The organism is Bacillus sp. 7705b (assembly GCF_002289525.1).
Classification (GTDB): Bacteria; Bacillota; Bacilli; order Bacillales; family Bacillaceae; genus Bacillus; species Bacillus halotolerans.
This window is the reverse complement of sequence record NZ_NSDH01000005.1, coordinates 1-19,331: the sequence shown is the minus strand read 5'-3', so window position 1 is coordinate 19,331 and position 19,331 is coordinate 1. Positions and strand designations below refer to the sequence as shown.

The 19,331-nt window shown below is 45.0% G+C and carries 20 protein-coding genes and 2 pseudogenes; 12 read left to right on the top strand and 10 right to left on the bottom strand.

What is annotated here, in order from left to right:
* Positions 1–203: 203 nt before the first annotated feature.
* The 8 genes and pseudogenes from sboA (at position 204) to CJU60_RS01990 (ending at position 7,132) form a co-directional block, all read left to right on the top strand.
* A complete protein-coding gene (gene sboA, locus CJU60_RS02025) occupies positions 204–335 on the top strand; it encodes a subtilosin A (RefSeq protein ID WP_003222002.1) in 132 nt (43 codons plus the stop codon).
* Positions 336–469: 134 nt separating this feature from the next.
* A pseudogene (albA, locus tag CJU60_RS02020) lies at positions 470–1,802 on the top strand (subtilosin maturase AlbA).
* A 12-nt stretch (positions 1,803–1,814) separates the two neighbouring features.
* A complete protein-coding gene (gene albB / locus CJU60_RS02015; RefSeq protein WP_010332279.1) occupies positions 1,815–1,976 on the top strand; it encodes an antilisterial bacteriocin subtilosin biosynthesis protein AlbB in 162 nt (53 codons plus the stop codon).
* Positions 1,973–2,692 carry an ATP-binding cassette domain-containing protein gene (locus CJU60_RS02010; protein WP_024123214.1) on the top strand — a complete coding sequence of 240 codons (720 nt, stop codon included), beginning with the start codon at positions 1,973–1,975 and terminating at the stop codon, positions 2,690–2,692. The genes albB and CJU60_RS02010 overlap by 4 nt, the downstream gene beginning before the upstream one ends.
* A complete protein-coding gene (locus tag CJU60_RS02005) occupies positions 2,685–3,998 on the top strand; it encodes a bacteriocin biosynthesis protein AlbD (RefSeq protein ID WP_095712793.1) in 1,314 nt (437 codons plus the stop codon). The genes CJU60_RS02010 and CJU60_RS02005 overlap by 8 nt, the downstream gene beginning before the upstream one ends.
* Entirely contained in the window at positions 3,988–5,151 is a 1,164-nt protein-coding gene (locus CJU60_RS02000) for an insulinase family protein (RefSeq protein ID WP_095712832.1), read from the top strand. The genes CJU60_RS02005 and CJU60_RS02000 overlap by 11 nt, the downstream gene beginning before the upstream one ends.
* A 5-nt stretch (positions 5,152–5,156) precedes the next feature.
* The gene (locus CJU60_RS01995; protein ID WP_095712792.1) at positions 5,157–6,434 is read left to right on the top strand and encodes a M16 family metallopeptidase; all 1,278 of its coding nucleotides are present in this window, start codon (positions 5,157–5,159) and stop codon (positions 6,432–6,434) included.
* Entirely contained in the window at positions 6,431–7,132 is a 702-nt protein-coding gene (locus tag CJU60_RS01990) for a bacteriocin biosynthesis protein AlbG (protein WP_095712791.1), read from the top strand. Before CJU60_RS01995 ends, CJU60_RS01990 begins: the two co-directional genes overlap by 4 nt.
* Before the next feature lie 6 nt (positions 7,133–7,138).
* Here CJU60_RS01990 and CJU60_RS01985 read toward each other — a convergent pair.
* The 3 genes and pseudogenes from CJU60_RS01985 to CJU60_RS01980 all read right to left on the bottom strand — a co-directional run.
* Positions 7,139–7,486 (bottom strand): annotated as a pseudogene (locus CJU60_RS01985) (YncE family protein); the annotation flags it as partial.
* Positions 7,483–7,662, bottom strand: coding sequence for a hypothetical protein (locus CJU60_RS22130; protein WP_483294923.1), 180 nt, complete (start codon positions 7,660–7,662; stop codon positions 7,483–7,485). The gene CJU60_RS22130 and the pseudogene CJU60_RS01985, both read right to left, overlap by 4 nt.
* A 33-nt stretch (positions 7,663–7,695) precedes the next feature.
* The gene (locus CJU60_RS01980) at positions 7,696–9,048 is read right to left on the bottom strand and encodes a YncE family protein (protein WP_095712790.1); all 1,353 of its coding nucleotides are present in this window, start codon (positions 9,046–9,048) and stop codon (positions 7,696–7,698) included.
* Positions 9,049–9,276: 228 nt separating this feature from the next.
* Here CJU60_RS01980 and CJU60_RS01970 point away from each other — a divergent pair, with 228 nt between their 5' ends.
* Both CJU60_RS01970 and CJU60_RS01965 read left to right on the top strand, forming a co-directional pair.
* The gene (locus tag CJU60_RS01970; protein ID WP_095712789.1) at positions 9,277–10,422 is read left to right on the top strand and encodes a response regulator aspartate phosphatase; all 1,146 of its coding nucleotides are present in this window, start codon (positions 9,277–9,279) and stop codon (positions 10,420–10,422) included.
* On the top strand, positions 10,406–10,525 hold the full coding sequence (locus CJU60_RS01965) for a PhrC/PhrF family phosphatase-inhibitory pheromone (protein ID WP_024123223.1): 120 nt from the start codon (positions 10,406–10,408) through the stop codon (positions 10,523–10,525). Before CJU60_RS01970 ends, CJU60_RS01965 begins: the two co-directional genes overlap by 17 nt.
* A gap of 106 nt (positions 10,526–10,631) precedes the next feature.
* Here CJU60_RS01965 and speB read toward each other — a convergent pair whose 3' ends face one another.
* Positions 10,632–11,504, bottom strand: a complete 873-nt coding sequence (gene speB, locus CJU60_RS01960; protein WP_095712788.1) for an agmatinase — start codon at positions 11,502–11,504, stop codon at positions 10,632–10,634.
* 60 nt (positions 11,505–11,564) lie between these two features.
* A complete protein-coding gene (gene speE / locus CJU60_RS01955) occupies positions 11,565–12,395 on the bottom strand; it encodes a spermidine synthase (RefSeq protein ID WP_095712787.1) in 831 nt (276 codons plus the stop codon).
* 200 nt (positions 12,396–12,595) lie between these two features.
* On the opposite strand from speE, the gene CJU60_RS01950 reads away from it, so the two are divergent.
* Positions 12,596–14,671, top strand: a complete 2,076-nt coding sequence (locus CJU60_RS01950) for a transglycosylase domain-containing protein (RefSeq protein WP_095712786.1) — start codon at positions 12,596–12,598, stop codon at positions 14,669–14,671.
* Between the two features lie 32 nt (positions 14,672–14,703).
* Here the strand turns inward: CJU60_RS01950 and CJU60_RS01945 are convergent, their stop codons facing one another.
* The 3 genes from CJU60_RS01945 to CJU60_RS01935 form a co-directional block, all read right to left on the bottom strand.
* Positions 14,704–15,126 carry a hypothetical protein gene (locus tag CJU60_RS01945; RefSeq protein ID WP_095712785.1) on the bottom strand — a complete coding sequence of 141 codons (423 nt, stop codon included), beginning with the start codon at positions 15,124–15,126 and terminating at the stop codon, positions 14,704–14,706.
* A 152-nt stretch (positions 15,127–15,278) separates the two neighbouring features.
* Positions 15,279–15,797 (bottom strand): YwhD family protein, encoded by a 519-nt coding sequence (locus tag CJU60_RS01940; RefSeq protein ID WP_095712784.1) that lies wholly within the window; start codon positions 15,795–15,797, stop codon positions 15,279–15,281.
* A gap of 12 nt (positions 15,798–15,809) precedes the next feature.
* On the bottom strand, positions 15,810–16,469 hold the full coding sequence (locus CJU60_RS01935) for a site-2 protease family protein (protein ID WP_024123228.1): 660 nt from the start codon (positions 16,467–16,469) through the stop codon (positions 15,810–15,812).
* A gap of 108 nt (positions 16,470–16,577) precedes the next feature.
* Here CJU60_RS01935 and CJU60_RS01930 point away from each other — a divergent pair, with 108 nt between their 5' ends.
* The gene (locus CJU60_RS01930; protein ID WP_003222038.1) at positions 16,578–16,766 is read left to right on the top strand and encodes a 2-hydroxymuconate tautomerase; all 189 of its coding nucleotides are present in this window, start codon (positions 16,578–16,580) and stop codon (positions 16,764–16,766) included.
* Positions 16,767–16,808: 42 nt separating this feature from the next.
* On the opposite strand, the gene CJU60_RS01925 is transcribed toward CJU60_RS01930, so the two are convergent.
* Together CJU60_RS01925 and thrS are read right to left on the bottom strand one after the other, a co-directional pair.
* Positions 16,809–17,228: a MarR family transcriptional regulator gene (locus CJU60_RS01925; RefSeq protein ID WP_024123229.1), complete on the bottom strand. Its 420-nt coding sequence runs from the start codon at positions 17,226–17,228 to the stop codon at positions 16,809–16,811.
* 118 nt (positions 17,229–17,346) lie between these two features.
* Positions 17,347–19,263, bottom strand: a complete 1,917-nt coding sequence (gene thrS / locus CJU60_RS01920; protein ID WP_095712783.1) for a threonine--tRNA ligase — start codon at positions 19,261–19,263, stop codon at positions 17,347–17,349.
* Between the last annotated feature and the right edge of the window lie 68 nt (positions 19,264–19,331).

Below are 19,331 nucleotides of genomic sequence, written 5' to 3'. Positions count from 1 at the left end.
TAAACCTCAGAAAAAGCAATTCCTTTATAGAAGAGAAAATCATACCACTGATTACCTTTAGGAAATATTACATTTTTCCGAATTCTACCGTTTACAATTCACATTTTCTTCAAAATATATGTATTGAAATGGTAATTTGATAGTTTTAATATAAAAGTACATCAAAGATCTGCTAGAAAAACAAAAAAAGGGAGGATTCAATTATGAAAAAAGCTGTCATTGTAGAAAACAAAGGTTGCGCAACATGCTCAATCGGAGCCGCTTGTTTAGTGGACGGACCTATCCCTGATTTTGAAATTGCCGGTGCAACAGGTCTATTCGGTCTCTGGGGATAAGGTTCTCCGGAAAAGGGCATAGTAAATTACTATGCCCTTTTTAACTAAAATACAAATTTTAACTAATATCTACATCTTGGTTATACATACACAGTGATTTTTATATTTGAATCATATGTATAGGGGATGGTATTTTGTTTATAGAGCAGATGTTTCCATTTATTAATGAAAGTGTAAGAGTTCACCAGTTGCCTGAAGGCGGTGTGCTGGAAATTGACTACTTGCGTGATAACGTCTCGATCTCTGATTTTGAATACTTAGATCTCAACAAAACGGCTTACGAGCTTTGTATGATGATGGACGGTCAAAGAACGGCTGAACAGATTTTAGAAGAGCAATGCGCAAAGTATGATGAGTCGCCGGAAGACCATAAGGACTGGTACTATGACATGCTCAGCATGCTTTTGAACAAGCAGGTCATTCAGCTTGAAAACCGGCCCCGCTTTCACAAAATCGCCACCAGCGGAAGCAATGACTTTCCGATGCCGCTGCATGCCACCTTTGAGCTGACGCACCGCTGCAATTTAAAGTGCGCCCACTGCTATTTAGAAAGCTCGCCGGAAGCGCTTGGCACTGTATCCATTGATCAATTTAAGAAAACGGCTGATATGCTGTATGATAACGGCGTTTTAACGTGTGAAATCACAGGCGGCGAAATTTTCGTCCATCCAAACGCCAATGAGATTCTTGAATATGTGTTAAAGAAATTCAAAAAAGTCGCCGTCTTAACCAACGGAACACTGATGCGAAAAGAAAGCCTGGAGATGTTAAAAGCCTATAAGCAAAAAATCATCGTCGGCATATCACTGGATAGCGTACAGTCCGAAGTGCATGATTCATTTAGAGGGAGAAAAGGCTCTTTTGCCCAAACCTGTAAAACGATAAAATTGTTGAGTGATCATGGTATTTTTGTCAGAGTCGCCATGTCGGTTTTCGAAAAAAACATGTGGGAAATCCACGATATGGCCCAAAAGGTGCGCGATCTCGGGGCGAAAGCGTTCTCTTACAATTGGGTTGATGATTTCGGAAGAGGCAGAGATATTGTCCATCCGACGAAAGATGCCGAACAGCACCGCAAATTTATGGAGTACGAGCAAAATGTCATTGATGAATTTAAAGATTTGATCCCGATCATTCCGTATGAAAGAAAACGTGCGGCGAACTGCGGCGCCGGCTGGAAATCAATTGTGATCAGCCCGTTCGGAGAAGTACGACCGTGCGCACTCTTCCCGAAGGAATTTTCATTGGGAAATATATGAAAGCATCTTTGACTCCCCTCTTGTCCATAAATTGTGGAAAGCGCAGGCGCCGCGGTTCAGCGAGCATTGCATGAAAGACAAATGCCCGTTCAGCGGCTATTGCGGAGGCTGTTACTTAAAAGGGCTGAACTCCAACAAATACCACAGAAAAAACATCTGCTCCTGGGCAAAAAATGAACAATTAGAAGATGTGGTCCAGCTTATTTAGGAGGGAAACAATTTGTCACCAGCACAAAGAAAAATTCTACTGTATATCCTTTCAATTATTTTTGTCATCGGCGCGGTCGTCTACTTCGTAAAAAGCGATTATGTGTTTACGCTGATTTCTATCGCCATCGCCATTATTTTCGGTATGCGCGCGCGGAAGGCTGACTCGCGATGAGCATTTTGGATATACACGATGTATCCGTATGGTACGAGCAAGACAACGTTATCTTAGAAAACGTAGATTTACATTTAGAAAAAGGCGCCGTTTACGGACTGCTCGGGGTAAACGGCGCCGGAAAAACGACGCTGATCAATACGCTGACAGGGGTAAACCGCAATTTCAGCGGACACTTTACGCTGTGCGGCATTGAAGCGGACGCCGGCATGCCGCAGAAAACATCAGATGAGCTGAAGATCCGCCGCTACTTTGCTGCCGATTATCCGCTTCTATTTACAGAAATTACGGCGAAGGACTATGTTTCTTTCGTTCATTCTTTGTATCAGAAAGATTTCTCAGAGCAGCAATTTAACAGTTTGGCAGAGGAATTTCACTTTTCCCAATACACAAACCGGAGAATTTCCGAGCTGTCCCTCGGCAACAGGCAAAAAGTTGTGTTGATGACCGGGCTATTGCTCGGGGCTCCCCTGTTTATTTTGGATGAGCCGCTTGTCGGCTTAGATGTGGAGTCAATAGAAGTCTTTTATCAGAAAATGCAGGAGTATTGCAAGGCAGGCGGAACGATTTTGTTTTCTTCCCATTTGCTCGACGTGGTGCAGAGATTTTGTGATTATGCGGCCATCCTTCATCACAAACAGATCCGGAAGGTCATTCCGATTGGAGAGGAGACTGATCTTCGGCGTGAATTTTTTGAGGTGATCGGCCATGAATAACCTGTTTCCGATTCTGTCATTGCTGTTCAAACAGCTTTACGGCCGCCAAGGAAAAAAAGACGCCATTCGCATCACCGCAGGGCTTGCCGTTCTGGCCTTGTTTGAAATCGGGCTGATCCGCCAGGCAGGCATTGATGAATCAACCTTAGGAAAAACATACATCACACTCGCGCTTCTGTTTATGAATGCGTACATGGTGTTTCTCTCTGTTACATCCCAATGGAAGGAATCTTACATGAAGCTGAGCTGTCTATTGCCGATCTCTTCCCGGAGCTTCTGGCTCGCTCAGAGTGTGGTTTTGTTTGTTGATACTTGCTTGAGAAGGACGCTGTTTTTTTTCATATTACCGCTGTTCTTATTCGGAAACGGAACGCTGTCAGGAGCACAAACCCTGTATTGGCTCGGCAGATTTTCGTTTTTTACTGTCTATTCGATTATTTTCGGCGTTTTGTTAAGCAATCTTTTCGTCAAAAAAAGCAGAACGGCACTCCTGCTGTATGCGGCGGCATTCACCTGCGTGTGCTTCAGTGCGGCTTTGATGCCCGCCGTGACGATCCCGCTATGTGCGATTCATATGCTCTGGGCTATTGTGATTGACTTCCCTTCATTTTTGCAGGCGCCTCAGCAGCAGAGCAAAATGCATTCTTTTATGCGGACATCAGAATTTTCGTTTTATAAAAGAGAATGGAACCGGTTTATTTCCTCCAAAGCGATGCTGTTAAATTATATCGTGATGGGGGCATTCAGCGGCTTCTTTTCGTTTCAGATGATGAACACCGGCATTGCCGATCAGCATGTCGTCTATATCGTAATTAGCGCTCTCCTGCTGATCTGCTCACCGATTGCTTTATTGTATTCTCTTGAAAAAAATGACCGGATGCTGCTGATCACGCTTCCGATTAAACGCAGAACGATGCTTTGGGCGAAATATCGCTTTTATTCCGGTTTATTGGCCGGCGGGTTTATTTTGATTGCCATGATTATGGGCTTGATCAGCGGCCGGCCGATTTCACTTTTGACTTTTTTGCAGTGTATGGAATTGCTGCTGGCAGGGGCTTATATTCGGTTAATTTCAGATGAAAAAAAGCCGTCCTTCAGCTGGCAGACGGAGCAGCAGCTCTGGAGCGGTTTCTCTAAATACCGTTCCTATGTATTTTGTATCCCTCTTTTTTTAGCTACTTTAACAGGCACTGTTATTTCCTTGGCAGTCATTCCGATTGCCGGGCTGATCATTGTCTATTTACTGCAAAAACAGGATGGTGGTTTCTTTGATACAAGCGGAAAAAGAGAACGGCTTGGAAGTTAACCTGCTGACGACTGATCAATTTTCAACCATCTCGATCGCCGCGAGCTTTCTGAAGCCGATCGAAAGCGCGGCGGAACCTGAAGAAGAAACGATCTATTTTTATGGCGCGGCTGCACACCAGAAGCAAAACATCATCGACACTTTCGGCTATGCCGCCGGCCGCCGCTTCATGTATTCAGCAAATCTCTTTTTTGACCGGCAGCTGAAAACGTACGGGACCCGCATGATTCATCCGTTATATGCTGAGGGATTTCATACAGATACCGTTCTGAACACCTTTGTTGACATGTCCTTCTTTCCGGCTTCTCTTTCTGCCAGCGCAGCGGAAAAGGCAAAAGCTGAACTGCTGCTGAAAATGGAAAAGACATTCGCTGACCCGTTCTCCTATTCAGCAGCCCGTCTGGCGGAGGAAGCCTTTGGAAACCCGATGTACGGCACTGCCATGTTTGGCCGGAAAGACAAGCTTATGGCTGTGCATCCTAAACGTTTTCTGGATGCGTCGGAATTTATCGCTGATTTATTTTCTCAGCAGAAACAGCTGAACATATTAGGAAACATACAGTCCTGTGATGTTCAGGGACATGCCCCACAGGCGTCCGCCATGTCTGCTGTAAGAAAACCCGTGAATCAGGATATTTTCGAAACAGAGACACGCAGCACAGCAGGTCCGTCCGTTATGACACTTGGCTTTGACTGCGGAGACATGAAAGATGTCCGCGATTATTTAGCTATCCAGCTGATAGACGGATTGCTCGGCAAGTACGGCCATTCCGCTTTATTTCGGCATTTTCGCGAAAAAGATCTGGCCGTTTATCACGTGATCACCCGCTATGACATCATGAACAATATGCTGCTTGTTTCCGTATGCACCGACCAGCTTCATGAAAACGAGATTCCTCCAAGAGTTTTGGAAGCTGTATCGCATTTCCATGCGGATGAACCGGAATTAAAAAAGGCACAACAATTTTTAATCAATGAAATCCTGCTGCAATTTGATTCTCCTGAAGGACTCTTAGCCTATATGGGAATCCTGCGCCGTTTCTCTTGCAAAAAAGAAGACCTGCTGGACAGCATCTCAGCGGTCACGTGCCGCGATTTGCTGCAATTCATCAAAAATCTTACATATATTGGAGCTCATGTAGTAAGGGGATGAGAGAGATGGAAAAGGAAGCCTTTTTTCAACAGCTGGATGAACGAACCGATATCAGATACACAGACAAGGGAATGAAAATATTCAGGTTACAATTTCCCCGCGCCCATTTAAGATTGTGCAATGTCAAAACCGGCTTTGGAAGCCGGGATATCCGCTTACAGTCAGAAACCGGCGGCCGGATGCTGCCATATGGCACAGCGCACTTTTTAGAACATCTCCTCTTTTGGCATAACGGCCGGAACCTGTATAGTGATTTTTTTGAACACGGCGCTCTGTTGAATGCGTTCACCACTTACACTGATACAAATTTCATGTTTACCTCATTGCCGGATCGGCTCAGACAGACCATTCCAATCCTGCTTGACGCTTTATGGAACCACTCGTTTGACGAGCAGATCATTGCTCAGGAAAAAGCCGTGATTACAAGTGAAATAGAAACGGCGCTTCTCAACCACCAGCTTCATTACCATTATCAGCTGATCCAGATGCTGTCTCCTGCCTCACCAGCCGCAGTCTTCCCCGCAGGCAGAAAAAAAGACATTGAGGCTCTGACGATCTGTGATCTGCAGGAAGCCTATGCTGCCGCCTACCAGCCCCATCGGATGACGCTGTTTCTGATTGGCGGCCCAGAAGATGCGGAAACTCTTTTGCCTTCTCAGCTCAGGCTGGAAAAGCGCTCTGGCAGCCGCTCTGACAGAAAGATCGTCCCTGCGTGCCCTCCCCTCTCACCAAAAGAGGTAAAGGGTGATCTGGAGCGGCCGGAAGACACTTGGACCGGAATACAAGTCGGGGCGCTCCCAGGAGAAAACGGACTTTTGACTTTGAAGCTGTACTGGGACATTGCCTCTCGCATCCTGTTTCACATGGATTCGCCGTTTTTTCAAGAGATCCGGCAAACGTACCGCTTGAATATCCAAAGCCTATCAGCGGATGTTCACTTATCAGAGGATGGCGGCTTTTTGATCCTTCACAGTAAAGGGGCGCATTCTTCCGCATACATCGATGTGGCATCCTACTATATCACGCAGCAGAAAAACCGTACCGAAGCCTGGCTTGAGTACGGCAAGGATTCTTTAGTCAACGCGATCATCTATGACAGTGATTACGCGCGTAAATGCTTTGAATGGGCGGCGGAGTGTGAACAGTACGATTGCTCGTTTCTCGGCCTTTACCGCACCATTCAGCAGATGAATTTTCATGATTTCTTGGCTCTCATTGAAGCAATGGTTTCTTCTAACAAAGCAGTCATTCATGTACCCCAGAAAGAAGTGATGAGACAATGAAAAAAAGCACTGTCTTTACTTTATTATTGCTGCTTGCGGCCATGGCGGCTTATTCCTTCAGCTGGTTTCACTCAGGTGCTGAAGCCGCAGGCCGATATGTACAGCTGATTAAAAATGACGCTGCCCGCCTTGGGCTGTTGGCTTGTGCCGCTTCCGTACTGATGCTGCCCGCCTTTCTCTATCTTCACTACGTGACGCAATCTGTCAAAAACATGACAGCAGCTTTTCAGAAACTCACACAGTCTCATCAAAGCTGCTGTGACTTCCAGCATCGCAAGCTGTGCAGCCGTTATGCCGACGATGTAAAATTGCTGCGCGACAGCTATAAGGGCATCCGCCAATCATATGTGATGGCTGCTGTATTGTATCAGGTCATCGTTTTCGGCTGCATGTTTGAAATCGTCAAGGCCGTTCCCTTCAGCTTTCATACGCCCCCTGCCGTTACAATGGGGCTTGCGGTGTTACTGATTTTGTATTTATTGTTTTATATGCGAACGTACTTGCTGCAGCTTTTTCAGCACGGAAACCTGTTCAGAAAAGTGCTGGTGGGAGTCTTGACAGGAGCCGGGATTTGGTGGATGCTCAGTTTTACTATAAGTGAACTGCTGTTTCTGATCATCTTAGCTACCATCCAGCAGATCGGATCTTTTGTTTATAAACGAATCTCTTACCGCAGCCCTGCTTCTCTCGATCTATAAAAACATCTACATCGCAATCGCGGACGGACCGGCGCCAACCGGAATGACCGTCACGGCTGAATCATCACTCGTGCGGTACACGGTCACTGCATTGTCGCCGGGCTGTGCCGCGTAAATGTATTGATTGTCGGGCGTTACTGTAAGGTCATAGACATTAGGAAGAGACACGTTTGGGATGATCCTTTGTGCAGCAGTATTAACGACATATACATTGTTAATGAGAAACGGTTCACTATAAGGCTCTAGAAAATAAGTTCTAGTACTATCCAGAGAAAATACAATTGTCCTCAAAGTTTCAAATAGACGGTCAAAGTCACCTCCCCTGCTCAAGGGTGACAAACTGATCTCTGTTACAGTTCACCATTCATCAAGTCTGTACTCCATGTAACCGCAGAGACTGCTTCCGCAGGATCAACGACAAACCCCTCCGGAACTTCAATCGGCACTTGAAATGGCACTTCACGACTGGCATCTTCATCACAAAAACAGAAACAATTTTCCTGTAAAACAGAAAAATCATTCTTTTTCATGATTTCACATCCCTTTTAGAAACTCATAGTTGATTAAATCGCAATGTCACTCGGTGAAACGCCAAGCGATATGACAGTTTCCACAGAATAATCATCCGTGTTGTAAACAGTGATGCTTTGCTCTATAAAATTTGTTGCATACAGAAATTCGCCATTTGGGGTAAACGCAAAGTCTCTTGCCGATTGCGGAAGATTTCCTATTACGCCTGCACCACTTGGACTGACGGAATATAGATTGTGAGTGAAATCATCAAACAAATACACCCCTGATCCGCTCTTAAACATTCCATATTCACCCTCATACTCCAGCTCTTGGGTGCTGCTGATCGTAAATGTATTTAAATCAATCACCGTCAAATAATTGAAAAAGAATTCTTGTTCTAATACATAAAGGTAACGTTCAGGCCAACCCGTTTCTAAGGCATTTACGATAAGGTCCCGTTCAATAGTTCCTGTCACTTCACCTGTGTTTAAGTCCAATCTTTGCACTGAACCGAAACCAAGCAGATACGCGAACAATCCATTTGGATCAATTGCAACATCAAAACCTTCAAAAGGAATAGACCTTTCAACAGTTAAGGTTTCAATTCCTATCACGTATATGGCACCACCGGCGACAACATAAAAAAATTCGTGTCCAGGTATAAAAGATATGGATTCCGGCGGCTGATCCAGCAAAATAGAAGCTGTGACACTCAATGTGTCTTGATTGATGACAGTAATGACACGATCATAGTAATGCAAAACAAACACAGAGGTGTTATCTGGCGTCTTTTCTATCCTTGTAGGTTGGTATGGAAGAGAAATCGTCGTCACAACAGTATGAGTGTTTGTATCAATCACAGAAACCGACTGATCATCTGGATTCGCTGTAAACGCATAAACAGGCTCCGGCTCCGGGGCGAGCACAATCGTTCCCGTCACCGATAAAGGACTGCCGTAAAATGGCGGGACTACAACAAGGTTCTCGATCGTAATGTCACTGACATCCGGACAATCATCCGGTTCATCAGAATAATAGACAACTTGATCGATCTCTACATTGTGAATGACCGAAATAGCCCCCTCCCCTTGTCCATATTGGTTTCGCACAGGTGAGACACTGACAAGAAGCGTAACGGTTCCCTGCAGGCGGACTGCAAATTGAACACCGATTTCATCAGGCTCAGGCCCCGTCTCAATTAAGCAACGTTCACTGACACAAGAAAGGCTGTCTGCATTCCACGTGACGTTTGCAACAGCTTCAGCCGGATCAACGACAAACCCCTCAGGCAATTCAATCGGCGCTTGAAACATCGCTTCACGGCTGGTTTCTTCCTCACAAAAACATAAACAATCTTGTGAAGCTTCTGCTTTTTCTTTAAAGGAAAGCTTGTTTTTCCTCATTTCATCACTTCCTTTTCAGACATACACTGCTCACGCAGATACAACAGAATATGGAAGGTGAATGTGTTTGCTTGTACAAACAGCCGAGGGTAAAAGCTGTTTTTGAAGAAATTCCGGCCACCATGCGGTGTAACGAAAGAAAAGATTGCGGTTTTTTTGCGCTTCTCACAAGAATGATGATGATAAAATATGACATATATAGAATAATGAAGGGAGGGATTTTCAAACGTGACAAGTGTCATATCTTCTTCTTCCGTTGGAGAAAAGATTAATGAATGGTATATGTACATACGCCGATTCAGCATACCGGATGCGGAATATTTACGAAGAGAAATCAAACAAGAGCTGGATCAAATGGAAGAAGACCAGGATCTTCATTTGTATTATTCACTGATGGAATTCCGGCACAATCTGATGCTTGAGTATCTTGAACCGTTAGAAAACATGCGGATAGAGGAACAGCCGCGACTGTCCGATTTGCTGCTTGAAATCGATAAAAAACAGGCTCGTTTAACCGGACTGCTTGAATACTACTTTAATTTCTTCAGAGGTATGTACGAACTGGACCGCCGAGAATATATATTAGCCATTCAATTTTTTAAAAAAGCAGAGAGCAAACTGACTTTTGTTAAAGATAAAATTGATAAAGCTGAGTTCTTTTTCAAAATGTCAGAAGTTTATTACTATATGAAGCAAACTTATGTGTCCATGGACTATGCACGTCAAGCCTTTGAAATATACAATGAACAAACTACATATGATATCAGAATGATTCAATGTCAATCCCTGTTTGGAGCTAACTTTTTGGATCTGAAACAGTATGATAAAGCAATTGCTCATTTCCAAAAAGCTTATACACTTGCTGAGGCGGCACAGCAGCCGCAGCTAATGGGAAGGACGCTTTATAATATTGCACTTTGCAAGCAAAACCAACACAGTCTTGAATCAGCGATAGAGTATGTAAAAAAATCTATTCATGTATTTGAAGAATCGAAAATGCTTCCTTCACTGCCACAAGCTTTTTTCCTAATTACACAAATTTATTTTAAAATAGGTAAGATTGATAACGCTTGTGAATATCATAAAAAAGGAAGAGAATATTCAATAGCTGCCGGAGACACTGTGTACTTAATGGAGTTTGAATTTTTGGAATCTTTATACTTGTCTGGACCTGATGAAGAGGCAATAGAAAAATGTTTTGTTTTCCTTGAAAGTAAAATGATGTATGCTGATATTGAAGACTTTGCACTCGATGTTGCTAAGTATTATCATCAGCAGGAAAATTACAAAAAAGCATCTACTTATTTTTTAAAGGTTGAAGAAGCAAGACAGCACATTCAAGGGGGGGTGAATTTATATGAAATGGAAGTATAAATTATTACTCGCTTGTTTAGCGGTGAGTGCTGTATTTGTCACAGTAGAAGTATCAAATTCATCTACAGAACATTTTGATGTTGCACAACGTGCTATGATCTAAGACCGCCTTTATCGGCGGTTTTTTTCGTCCCCTCTTTCCATCTTGAATAAGATGTTTGCAAAGCATGGGAACAAAAAACATCCAGACAAGAGTCTGGATGTTTCTCTTATTTTACAAACCCAAGCAGCATTTCACGAATGATTTTGCTGGCTGTGTTTGCCGTTTGCTCTGAGTGGTCGTAAATCGGAGCTACTTCTACTAAATCAGCGCCCTTCACGTTTACTTCTGAGCGTGCGATTTCATGGACGGATGCAAGCAGTTCTTTAGACGTGATGCCGCCGGCGTCAACCGTTCCTGTTCCCGGTGCGTGAGCAGGGTCTAATACGTCAATGTCGATTGTGACATATACCGGACGGCCTGCCAGCTTCGGAAGAACCTTTTTCAGCGGCTCAAGCACTTCAAACTTAGAGATGTGCATGCCGTTTTCCTTTGCCCATTCGAACTCTTCTTTCATGCCGGAACGAATTCCGAATGAATACACATTTTGCGGTCCGATCAATTCTGCCGCTTTACGGATCGGCGTTGAGTGAGAAAGCGGTTCTCCCTCATAGTCGACGCGAAGATCCGTATGTGCATCAAAATGAATAATCGCCAGGTCAGGAAATTTCTTATACATTGCTTTCATGACAGGCCATGACACGAGATGCTCCCCGCCCATACCCATCGGGAATTTTCCTTTTTCTAAAATGCTGTCCACATATTCTTCAATCATATCAAGACTTTTTTGCGGGTTTCCGAATGGCAGCGGAATGTCGCCGGCGTCAAAGAAGTTCAGGTCCGCCAGATCACGGTCCAGATACGGGCTGTATTCTTCAAGGCCGATTGACACCTCGCGGATTCTTCCCGGGCCGAAGCGTGATCCCGGACGATAGCTCACCGTCCAGTCCATCGGCATGCCGTAAAGGATGGCGTCCGCCTCTTCCCACTCTGGACGGCTCGCGATAAATACTTTTCCTGAATAAGCTTCATCAAATCTCATCTATAAAACCCTCGCTTTCCTGTAAAAAAGCGCAAGATTCGCTCCTGCGCCATACATTCATTATTTAATCAGGTCACTCACAAATTTCGGCAGAACAAACGCCGCTTTATGAAGATCTTTTGTGTAATATTTCGTGTCAATGTCAAAGAAACGGCTGTCTTCCACTGCAAGCGGATCATATTTTTTCGAACCGATTGTAAATGTCCACAAACCGCTTGGGTATGTCGGAATGTTCGCCGTATACAGCTTTGTAATCGGGAAGATTTCCTTCACGTCACGCTGTACATTTGTGATTAATTCCGGTGTGAACCATGGGTTGTCCGTCTGAGCGACGAAAATGCCGTCTTCTTTTAACGCCTTCGCGATTCCGGCATAGAACCCTTTTGAAAACAGGTTTACCGCAGGTCCGACTGGTTCAGTTGAATCTACCATAATGACGTCGTATTGATTTTCAGATTTCGCAATGTGCATAAATCCGTCATCCACCTGCACGTCAACACGCGGATCGTCAAGTTTTCCCGCAATAGAAGGAAGAAACTTTTTAGAGTATTCGATAACCTTGCCGTCAATATCAACAAGTGTCGCTTTTTTCACACTCGGATGCTTCAGAATTTCTCTGATGACGCCGCCGTCACCGCCGCCGACTACAAGCACATGCTCCGGATTCGGGTGCGTAAACAATGGCACATGCGCCACCATTTCGTGATAAACGAATTCGTCTTTTTCTGACGTCATGACCATACCGTCCAAAAACAGCATGTTGCCGAACTCTTCTGTTTCCACCATTTCTAAATGCTGAAACTCAGTTTGTTCTGTATGTAATGTTTTATTAACCTTCAATGTAATGCCAAAGTTTTTCGTCTGCTTCTCTGTGTACCAAAGTTCGCTCAATTGTCATCTCCCTTTCAAGGCTGTATTCATTTATTGTAAGCGTCTTTTCAGCTTTTATTCCCGGTTGAAATCGCATTTTCACCTAAGGAAAAAGTATAGAGGATGGCGGGGAAAAAGTAAAGATGCGTCCTGTCACGCGATGTTTAAAAACAATCTTTTTTTCTCATAATAGTAGAAACATAAAAAAAGGGGGAACCATTGTGGATGCAATGACAAATAAACGGCTGAGACTGACGCTCAAAACCGTTCGCGCCTTTATCTTTCTTGGGGCTTTCGCGTGCTTAGCGGCAGCTGCTGTGTTTATGACTGTCATTTTGATAGCCAAATACCAGGGCGCTCCCTCGGTTCAAGTGCCGCAATCCACGATTTTGTTTGCGAGCGACGGCTCTAAACTCGGGGAGACGAACTATGGCGAAAAACGCTATTGGGTCCCCTTAAAAGACATGAATCCGACGATTGTAAAAGCGACGGTGGCGATTGAAGACCAGAACTTCTATGATCACCATGGCTTTGATTATAAACGCATAGCCGGTGCGGCGCTGGCCGACTTAAAAGCGCTGTCCAAGGTGCAGGGCGCAAGCACCATTACCCAGCAATATGCGAGAAACCTGTATCTTGAACACGACAAAACGTGGAAACGCAAATGGAATGAGGCATTCTATACCATTCGTCTGGAACAAAACTATTCTAAGGACGAGATATTAGAAGGCTATTTAAATACGATTTACTACGGCCACGGCGCCTATGGCATCGAAGCCGCGTCCCGCCTCTATTTCGGCAAGCATGCCAAAAACCTGACAGATGCGGAGGCGGCGCTTTTGGCCGGTATTCCGAAAGGCCCTTCCGGCTATTCGCCTTATGTCAATGAAACAAAGGCCAAGGATCGCCAAAAAACAATTGTGCGGATGATGGAAAAGCAGCAGATGATCAGCCGCAAAAAAGCGGACGAGCTGATCAAGGAGCCTCTTTCCTATCAACCGTTGAATAAACACGCCATCAGCAGAAAAGCGCCTTATTTCTATGATAATGCGATGAGAGACCTGGAAAAAAAACTCGGCATGACACGGGAGCAAATTGAAACGAGCGGGTTAAATGTGTATACAACCGTGAATAAACGGCTTCAGCGCATTGCCGAGGAAACCATTACCGAAACGGTTAACGCCGGTTCTGACATTCAAGTCGGATTTTCAGCCATTGATCCACGCACAGGAAACGTTCTCGCTCTTGTCGGCGGCAGAGATTATCAAAAAAGCCCGTTTGACCGGACGACACAGGCGAAACGTCAGCCCGCTTCGACAATCAAACCGTTACTTTATTATAAAGCGATTCAGAGCGGGTTTACGCCAGTGACACTGATGAAAAGCGAAGAAACCGAGTTTCAAATCGATGCAAAGGGAGAAACCTATTCTCCAAGCAACTATAACGGTTACTACGCAAACAAACCGATTACGCTTCTTCAGGCGCTGGCGCTGTCTGACAACATTTATGCCGTGAAAACCCATCTCTTTCTCGGAATGAACAAGCTCGTTCAGGCGGCAAAGGAATTTGGCATCACCGCGCAGCTCCAAGCGCTGCCATCCTTGGCCCTCGGCACGGAACCGGTGCGCCCGATTGAGATGGTCAACGCCTATGCTATGCTGGCAAATGGCGGAAAGAAAATCGAACCGACCTTTATCACAAGGGTGACTGATGCGGCCGGACATGTACTGTACGAAAGCCCGAATCAGCATAAACAAGTGCTGGATGAAAAAGCTGCCTTTGTAACCGCTAATATGATGACAGGCATGTTTGATACAGATTTAAACGGCTATACATCCGTGACAGGACGGACAATCGCGGACCGCCTGACAAGAACCTATGCGGGAAAATCAGGCACAACAAGCGCAGACAACTGGATGATCGGCTTCAACCCGAAGCTGGCTGCGGGTGTATGGACGGGCTATGACAAAAACAGCACCATTGACTCAGTCGCAGAAAAAAACTACGCCAAAACCATTTGGGCGGAGTTTATGGAGGATGCGCTCAAAGGAGAACCAGAAACAGCCTTTAAACCGCCAAAAGGCGTGACCGGCGTCTACATCGATCCGGCAACAGGCTACTCCTCCGGCCCCGGCTGCGCAGCCAAGCATTACACGTATTTTGTGAAAGGCACAGAGCCAGCGAATGTGTGCTACGGCTCAGAGCCTGTCAAACAAACAAAAGACCAGCATCCAGTCAAGGAAAAGCCCGCTTCCCCGAAAAAGTGGTGGGACAAATGGCTGGGACGGAATCATTAAAAAATAACCCGGCTGCCTGGATGCCGGGTTATTTAATATGGTTCTTCCATTATCCATGGGAGCAGCGTCACGCAGTCAAGCTGGAGAACCGGTTTCGGGAATCCTTCGGGGATAAAGCGGTCATCTCTCGGCACTTCAAATGATATATACCAGTTACGGTCCGGATCCCATTCTTTTTTCCCTTCTAGAATACGTCCGACAATAAAATAGCTGGCCACATAAAGATGACGGTCACCCTCCTGTCCAAATTCATTAATATCGGTACAAACAGACGGCTGAAGACCAAAATCCTCAAACATTTGCGCCTTCTCACGCGGCAGTGTTTTCATTACTTCCCGGTAATTTTCACAAAGAAGACATTCGCACATATCTTCAATATCTTTTGCATACTGCCTTCTCGTTTCCTCCACGTCCGCTTCAATGACCCAATCACCAATCCTCATGGTTTGAAACATGATATCTCTCTCCTATCTGCCAAAAAAAAATGAAAAACCCCGAGTCTTGGTTCGGCTCGGGATTTTCCATGTCCTATTTCTGTATCACCAGTTTACTCAATGTTCACAGAAAATAATTCAAATTTTCTAAAAGTTCACAGAAAGTTCACAAATTAATTTTCTTCTGGAAGCAGTCCTTTTTTCAATTCGTCAGAAGAGCGTTCCCACAGGCCTTGGTCATGGTTTTTCAGAAATTCGCCAAGTACTTGCTTCGAGCTGTCATCCATTTTATCAATGATAATGTTCCGTTTCATCGATTTATCCATCAGATTCACATGCTCCGGGAGCGATTTGTAGCCTCTTCTGATGCTTCTGTCGACCGTCAGTTCACAGGCTGTTACCCCTGCGTAATAAGGGCCCTCTTCTCTTCTGTCAATCGTCACCCACACAAGCCAGTATGGTTTGCCGTTTGGAACTTCTTCTTTATTAGGCAGAAATTTAATGCCTTTTTCAACGACGCTGCGGGCATGCATCGCGCCGATATCAACGAACGCTTCTTTTTCCTCTACATCAACGAATACAGGTGAAATATTATCCAGGCTGAGTGCGCCTACGCCAAAGCCGCCGTGTCCGTCTGTCGGATCACTTTTGATAATATTAAACCCGATTGATTTTTTCTTTTTTTCTTCCATGAGTTCTACCTCCTACAAAAGCGGTTGAAATATCGCTGAAAACAAATGTAAAATCGAATCTCTTCCGGCATTGAGCATTGGCCAAAGCACGTAGGATCCGAGCGGTGTCACAAACAGTACCAAAAAGACGATAAAGCCGTAGCTTTCCGCTTGCGTCATCTTGGCACGCGCCCCCGGCGGGACAAGATCTTCAATAATACGATAGCCGTCGAGCGGCGGCAGCGGCAGCAGATTAAATAAAAACAGAACGAGGTTCAGCTGTATCCAGATTGAAAAGAACTGGTCCAGTCCTGTACTGAATGCCGCAAGCAGTTCCATTCCGTAAGCATGCATCAACACTAACAAAGAGAAACCGATAAACGCAAGAATCAGGTTACTGATCGGCCCGGCAATGGATACGAGTACGCCGGCCAGACGAGGTTTCTTAAAGAAACGGCGATTGACGGGAACAGGGCGAGCCCATCCAAAGCCGGCCACCAGGATCAAAATGGTTCCGAACGGATCAAGGTGTTTGATAGGATTCAGCGTCAGTCTTCCTTCTTTTTTCGCCGTATTGTCACCAAATTTATATGCGACATAGGCGTGAGCGAGTTCATGCATTGTAAACGAAACAATTAAGGTAATGACCAGATATGGCATTAGAGACAACGGGTAAAATAAAAAACGGTCCAAGTGAGATGATCCCTCTTTCTAAAAATGCAAGAATTTACTTTATTCAGTATACTATAAGAAGCCTCTTTTCCTAAAGAGAGGAAACGATATAAAGGAGGATTCACACCTATGCCATACGTAACCGTCAAAATGCTTGAAGGCCGTACAGACGAGCAAAAACGCAATTTAGTTGAGAAAGTAACAGAGGCCGTGAAAGAAACGACCGGTGCCTCTGAAGAAAAAATTGTTGTCTTTATAGAAGAAATGAGAAAAGACCATTACGCGGTCGCAGGCAAACGCCTCAGCGATATGGAATAATCTGATATAAAGCCGGCGCTTCGCAAGCCGGCTTTTTCATCTCTATTTCGTCATTTTTTCAATAATAGCTAAAAACGCTGCCTTCTCTTCGGCAGTCAAACGTTCAAACATGCCGTCAATCAGCTGCTGGCGATTTTGAATCATCTGAAGAGCCGCTGCCTGCCCCGATTCAGAAAGCGTAATCCAAACGGTCCGGCGGTCATTGTTATTTCTGGATCTCTTAATAAACCCTTCCTGCTCTAAGTGATTCAGAGCGGTTGTGGTGGCAGACGGAGACAGCGTGACCTCTTTTAGAATGTCCTTTATGGTGCAGCTCCCGTGTCGATATATAATCCGCAGAATAAATCCTCTTACATTATTCACATGTTTCGGAACTGTGGCTTCATCTAATAGTTTCGTGCTTTTCAAATATTTTGTTAGTGCGTGATCCAGCAAATTTGCTTCCAGTTTGTCATGATCCATGTAGATTTCCCCATTTCGAGATGCATTCATAACATACGAACGATATGATTACTTATTATTTTACTGATACCAGATAGGGAAAGTCAAAAAAGCAAACAGCGAATTCGCAACTTTTCTCCTACATGCTTCGATTTTTCACCTGTTCGACAATATTCTCTTTAAATACCTGAAAAGGAACTTGTTCACTCTTCTGATGTCCGAATTGACGGACGTTTACCGCCTTTTCACTCACTTCCTGATCCCCAAGCACCAGCATGTACGGGATTTTCTGCATCTGTGATTCTCTGATTTTGTAGCCAAGCTTTTCATTGCGTTCATCGATATTGACTCTTATCCCGAGCCGCTTTAGCTCAGACTGCACCTTTTCGCAGTAGTCCATATGAACGTAAGAAACCGGTATAATTTGGACCTGCACCGGCGCAAGCCAGACTGGAAAAGCTCCGCCAAAATGCTCGATCAGAATGCCGAAGAAACGGTCAATTGAGCCGAATACCGCTCTGTGAATGACGACGGGACGAACCTTTTCATTGTGCTCATTAATATATGTTAAATCAAATTTTTCCGGCATTTGAAAATCAAGCTGGATTGTGGCGCATTGGTGGCTCCGCTTCAGAGCGTCTTTAATATGAAAATCGATTTTCGCTCCGTAAAACGCTCCATCCCCTGCGTTTACTTCATAAGGAAGACCCAGATCCTCAAGGACGTGTTTCAAGGCGTTTTCAGACATTTCCCACACGCTGTCTTCACCTGATGAATCCTCCGGGCGAGTGGAAAGTTCAACCGTATACTCGAAACCGAATGTGCGGTATACCTCGTCAATCAGCCGAATGGCTTCTTTGATTTCACTCTCGATTTGATCTTCCCGAACAAAGATATGTGCGTCATCCTGGCAGAACGTCCGGACGCGGAGCATTCCGTTTAGAGCACCGCTGTATTCATGGCGGTGCACCTGGCCGAACTCCGCCATACGAATCGGCAGATCCCGATAAGAGTACAGGCTGTTTTTAAAGATGAGCATATGGCCGGGACAATTCATCGGCTTCATTGCAAATGCAGTATCATCTACTTCTGAAAAATACATATTGTCGCGATAATGGTCCCAGTGCCCTGACTGCTCCCATAGCCGCTGATTCATCATAAACGGTGTACGCACCTCGGCGTAGCCGGCATTTGTTTGCAGCTCACGCGAAAAGCGTTCCAGCTCATTGCGGACAATCTGCCCTTTTGGCAAATAAAACGGCATTCCCGGGGCTTCTTCCGAGAACATAAACAGCTCTAATTGTTTTCCCAGCTTGCGGTGATCCCGTTTCGCTGCTTCTTCCAGCATATGCAGATGCGCCTCAAGATCTTTTTTCTTTTGAAACGCAACACCGTACACCCGCTGAAGGACTTCATTTTGGCTGTCTCCTCGCCAATAAGCACCTGACACCCGTGTTAATTTGAACGCCTTGATCATTCCTGTTGAAGGAAGATGCGGCCCGCGGCACAGGTCAACAAATTCTCCCTGCTGATACAGCGTCATTTTCTCCCCGCGCGGAATGTCTTTCAAAATTTCCAGCTTAAACGGCTCGCCTTTTTCTGCAAAAAGCGCTTCAGCCTCCTCGTAAGAAACCTCTATTCGCTTGATATCCATATTTTCGTTTATAATATGCTTCATCTCTTTTTCGATGGTCTCTACATCTCCGGAAGTCAGACTCCGATCAAGCTTCATATCATAATAAAATCCGTCTTCAATGACAGGCCCTATTCCCAAAGATACTTCGCCGTACAGCCGTTTCACTGCCTGAGCCAGCACATGCGCTGATGTATGGCGAAGCACCTGCAAGCCTTCTGGAGAATCCAGTGTGATAATTGAAAGCTCAGCATCTTCCTCCAGCTTGAAGCTGACATCAACGAGCCGGCCATTAACCTGTCCCGCTGCTGCTTTCTTTTCCAAACTGGAGCTGATGGACGCAGCCGCCTCTTTGACTGTAGTGCCTTTCGGATATTCCTTTACCTGTCCGTCCGGAAGCTGAATACTAACATGTTTACTCATTTCAAACACTCCTTATTAATTGTTGTATATAAAAAAACACACCCGTCCCTCTGTAAGGGACGAGTGTG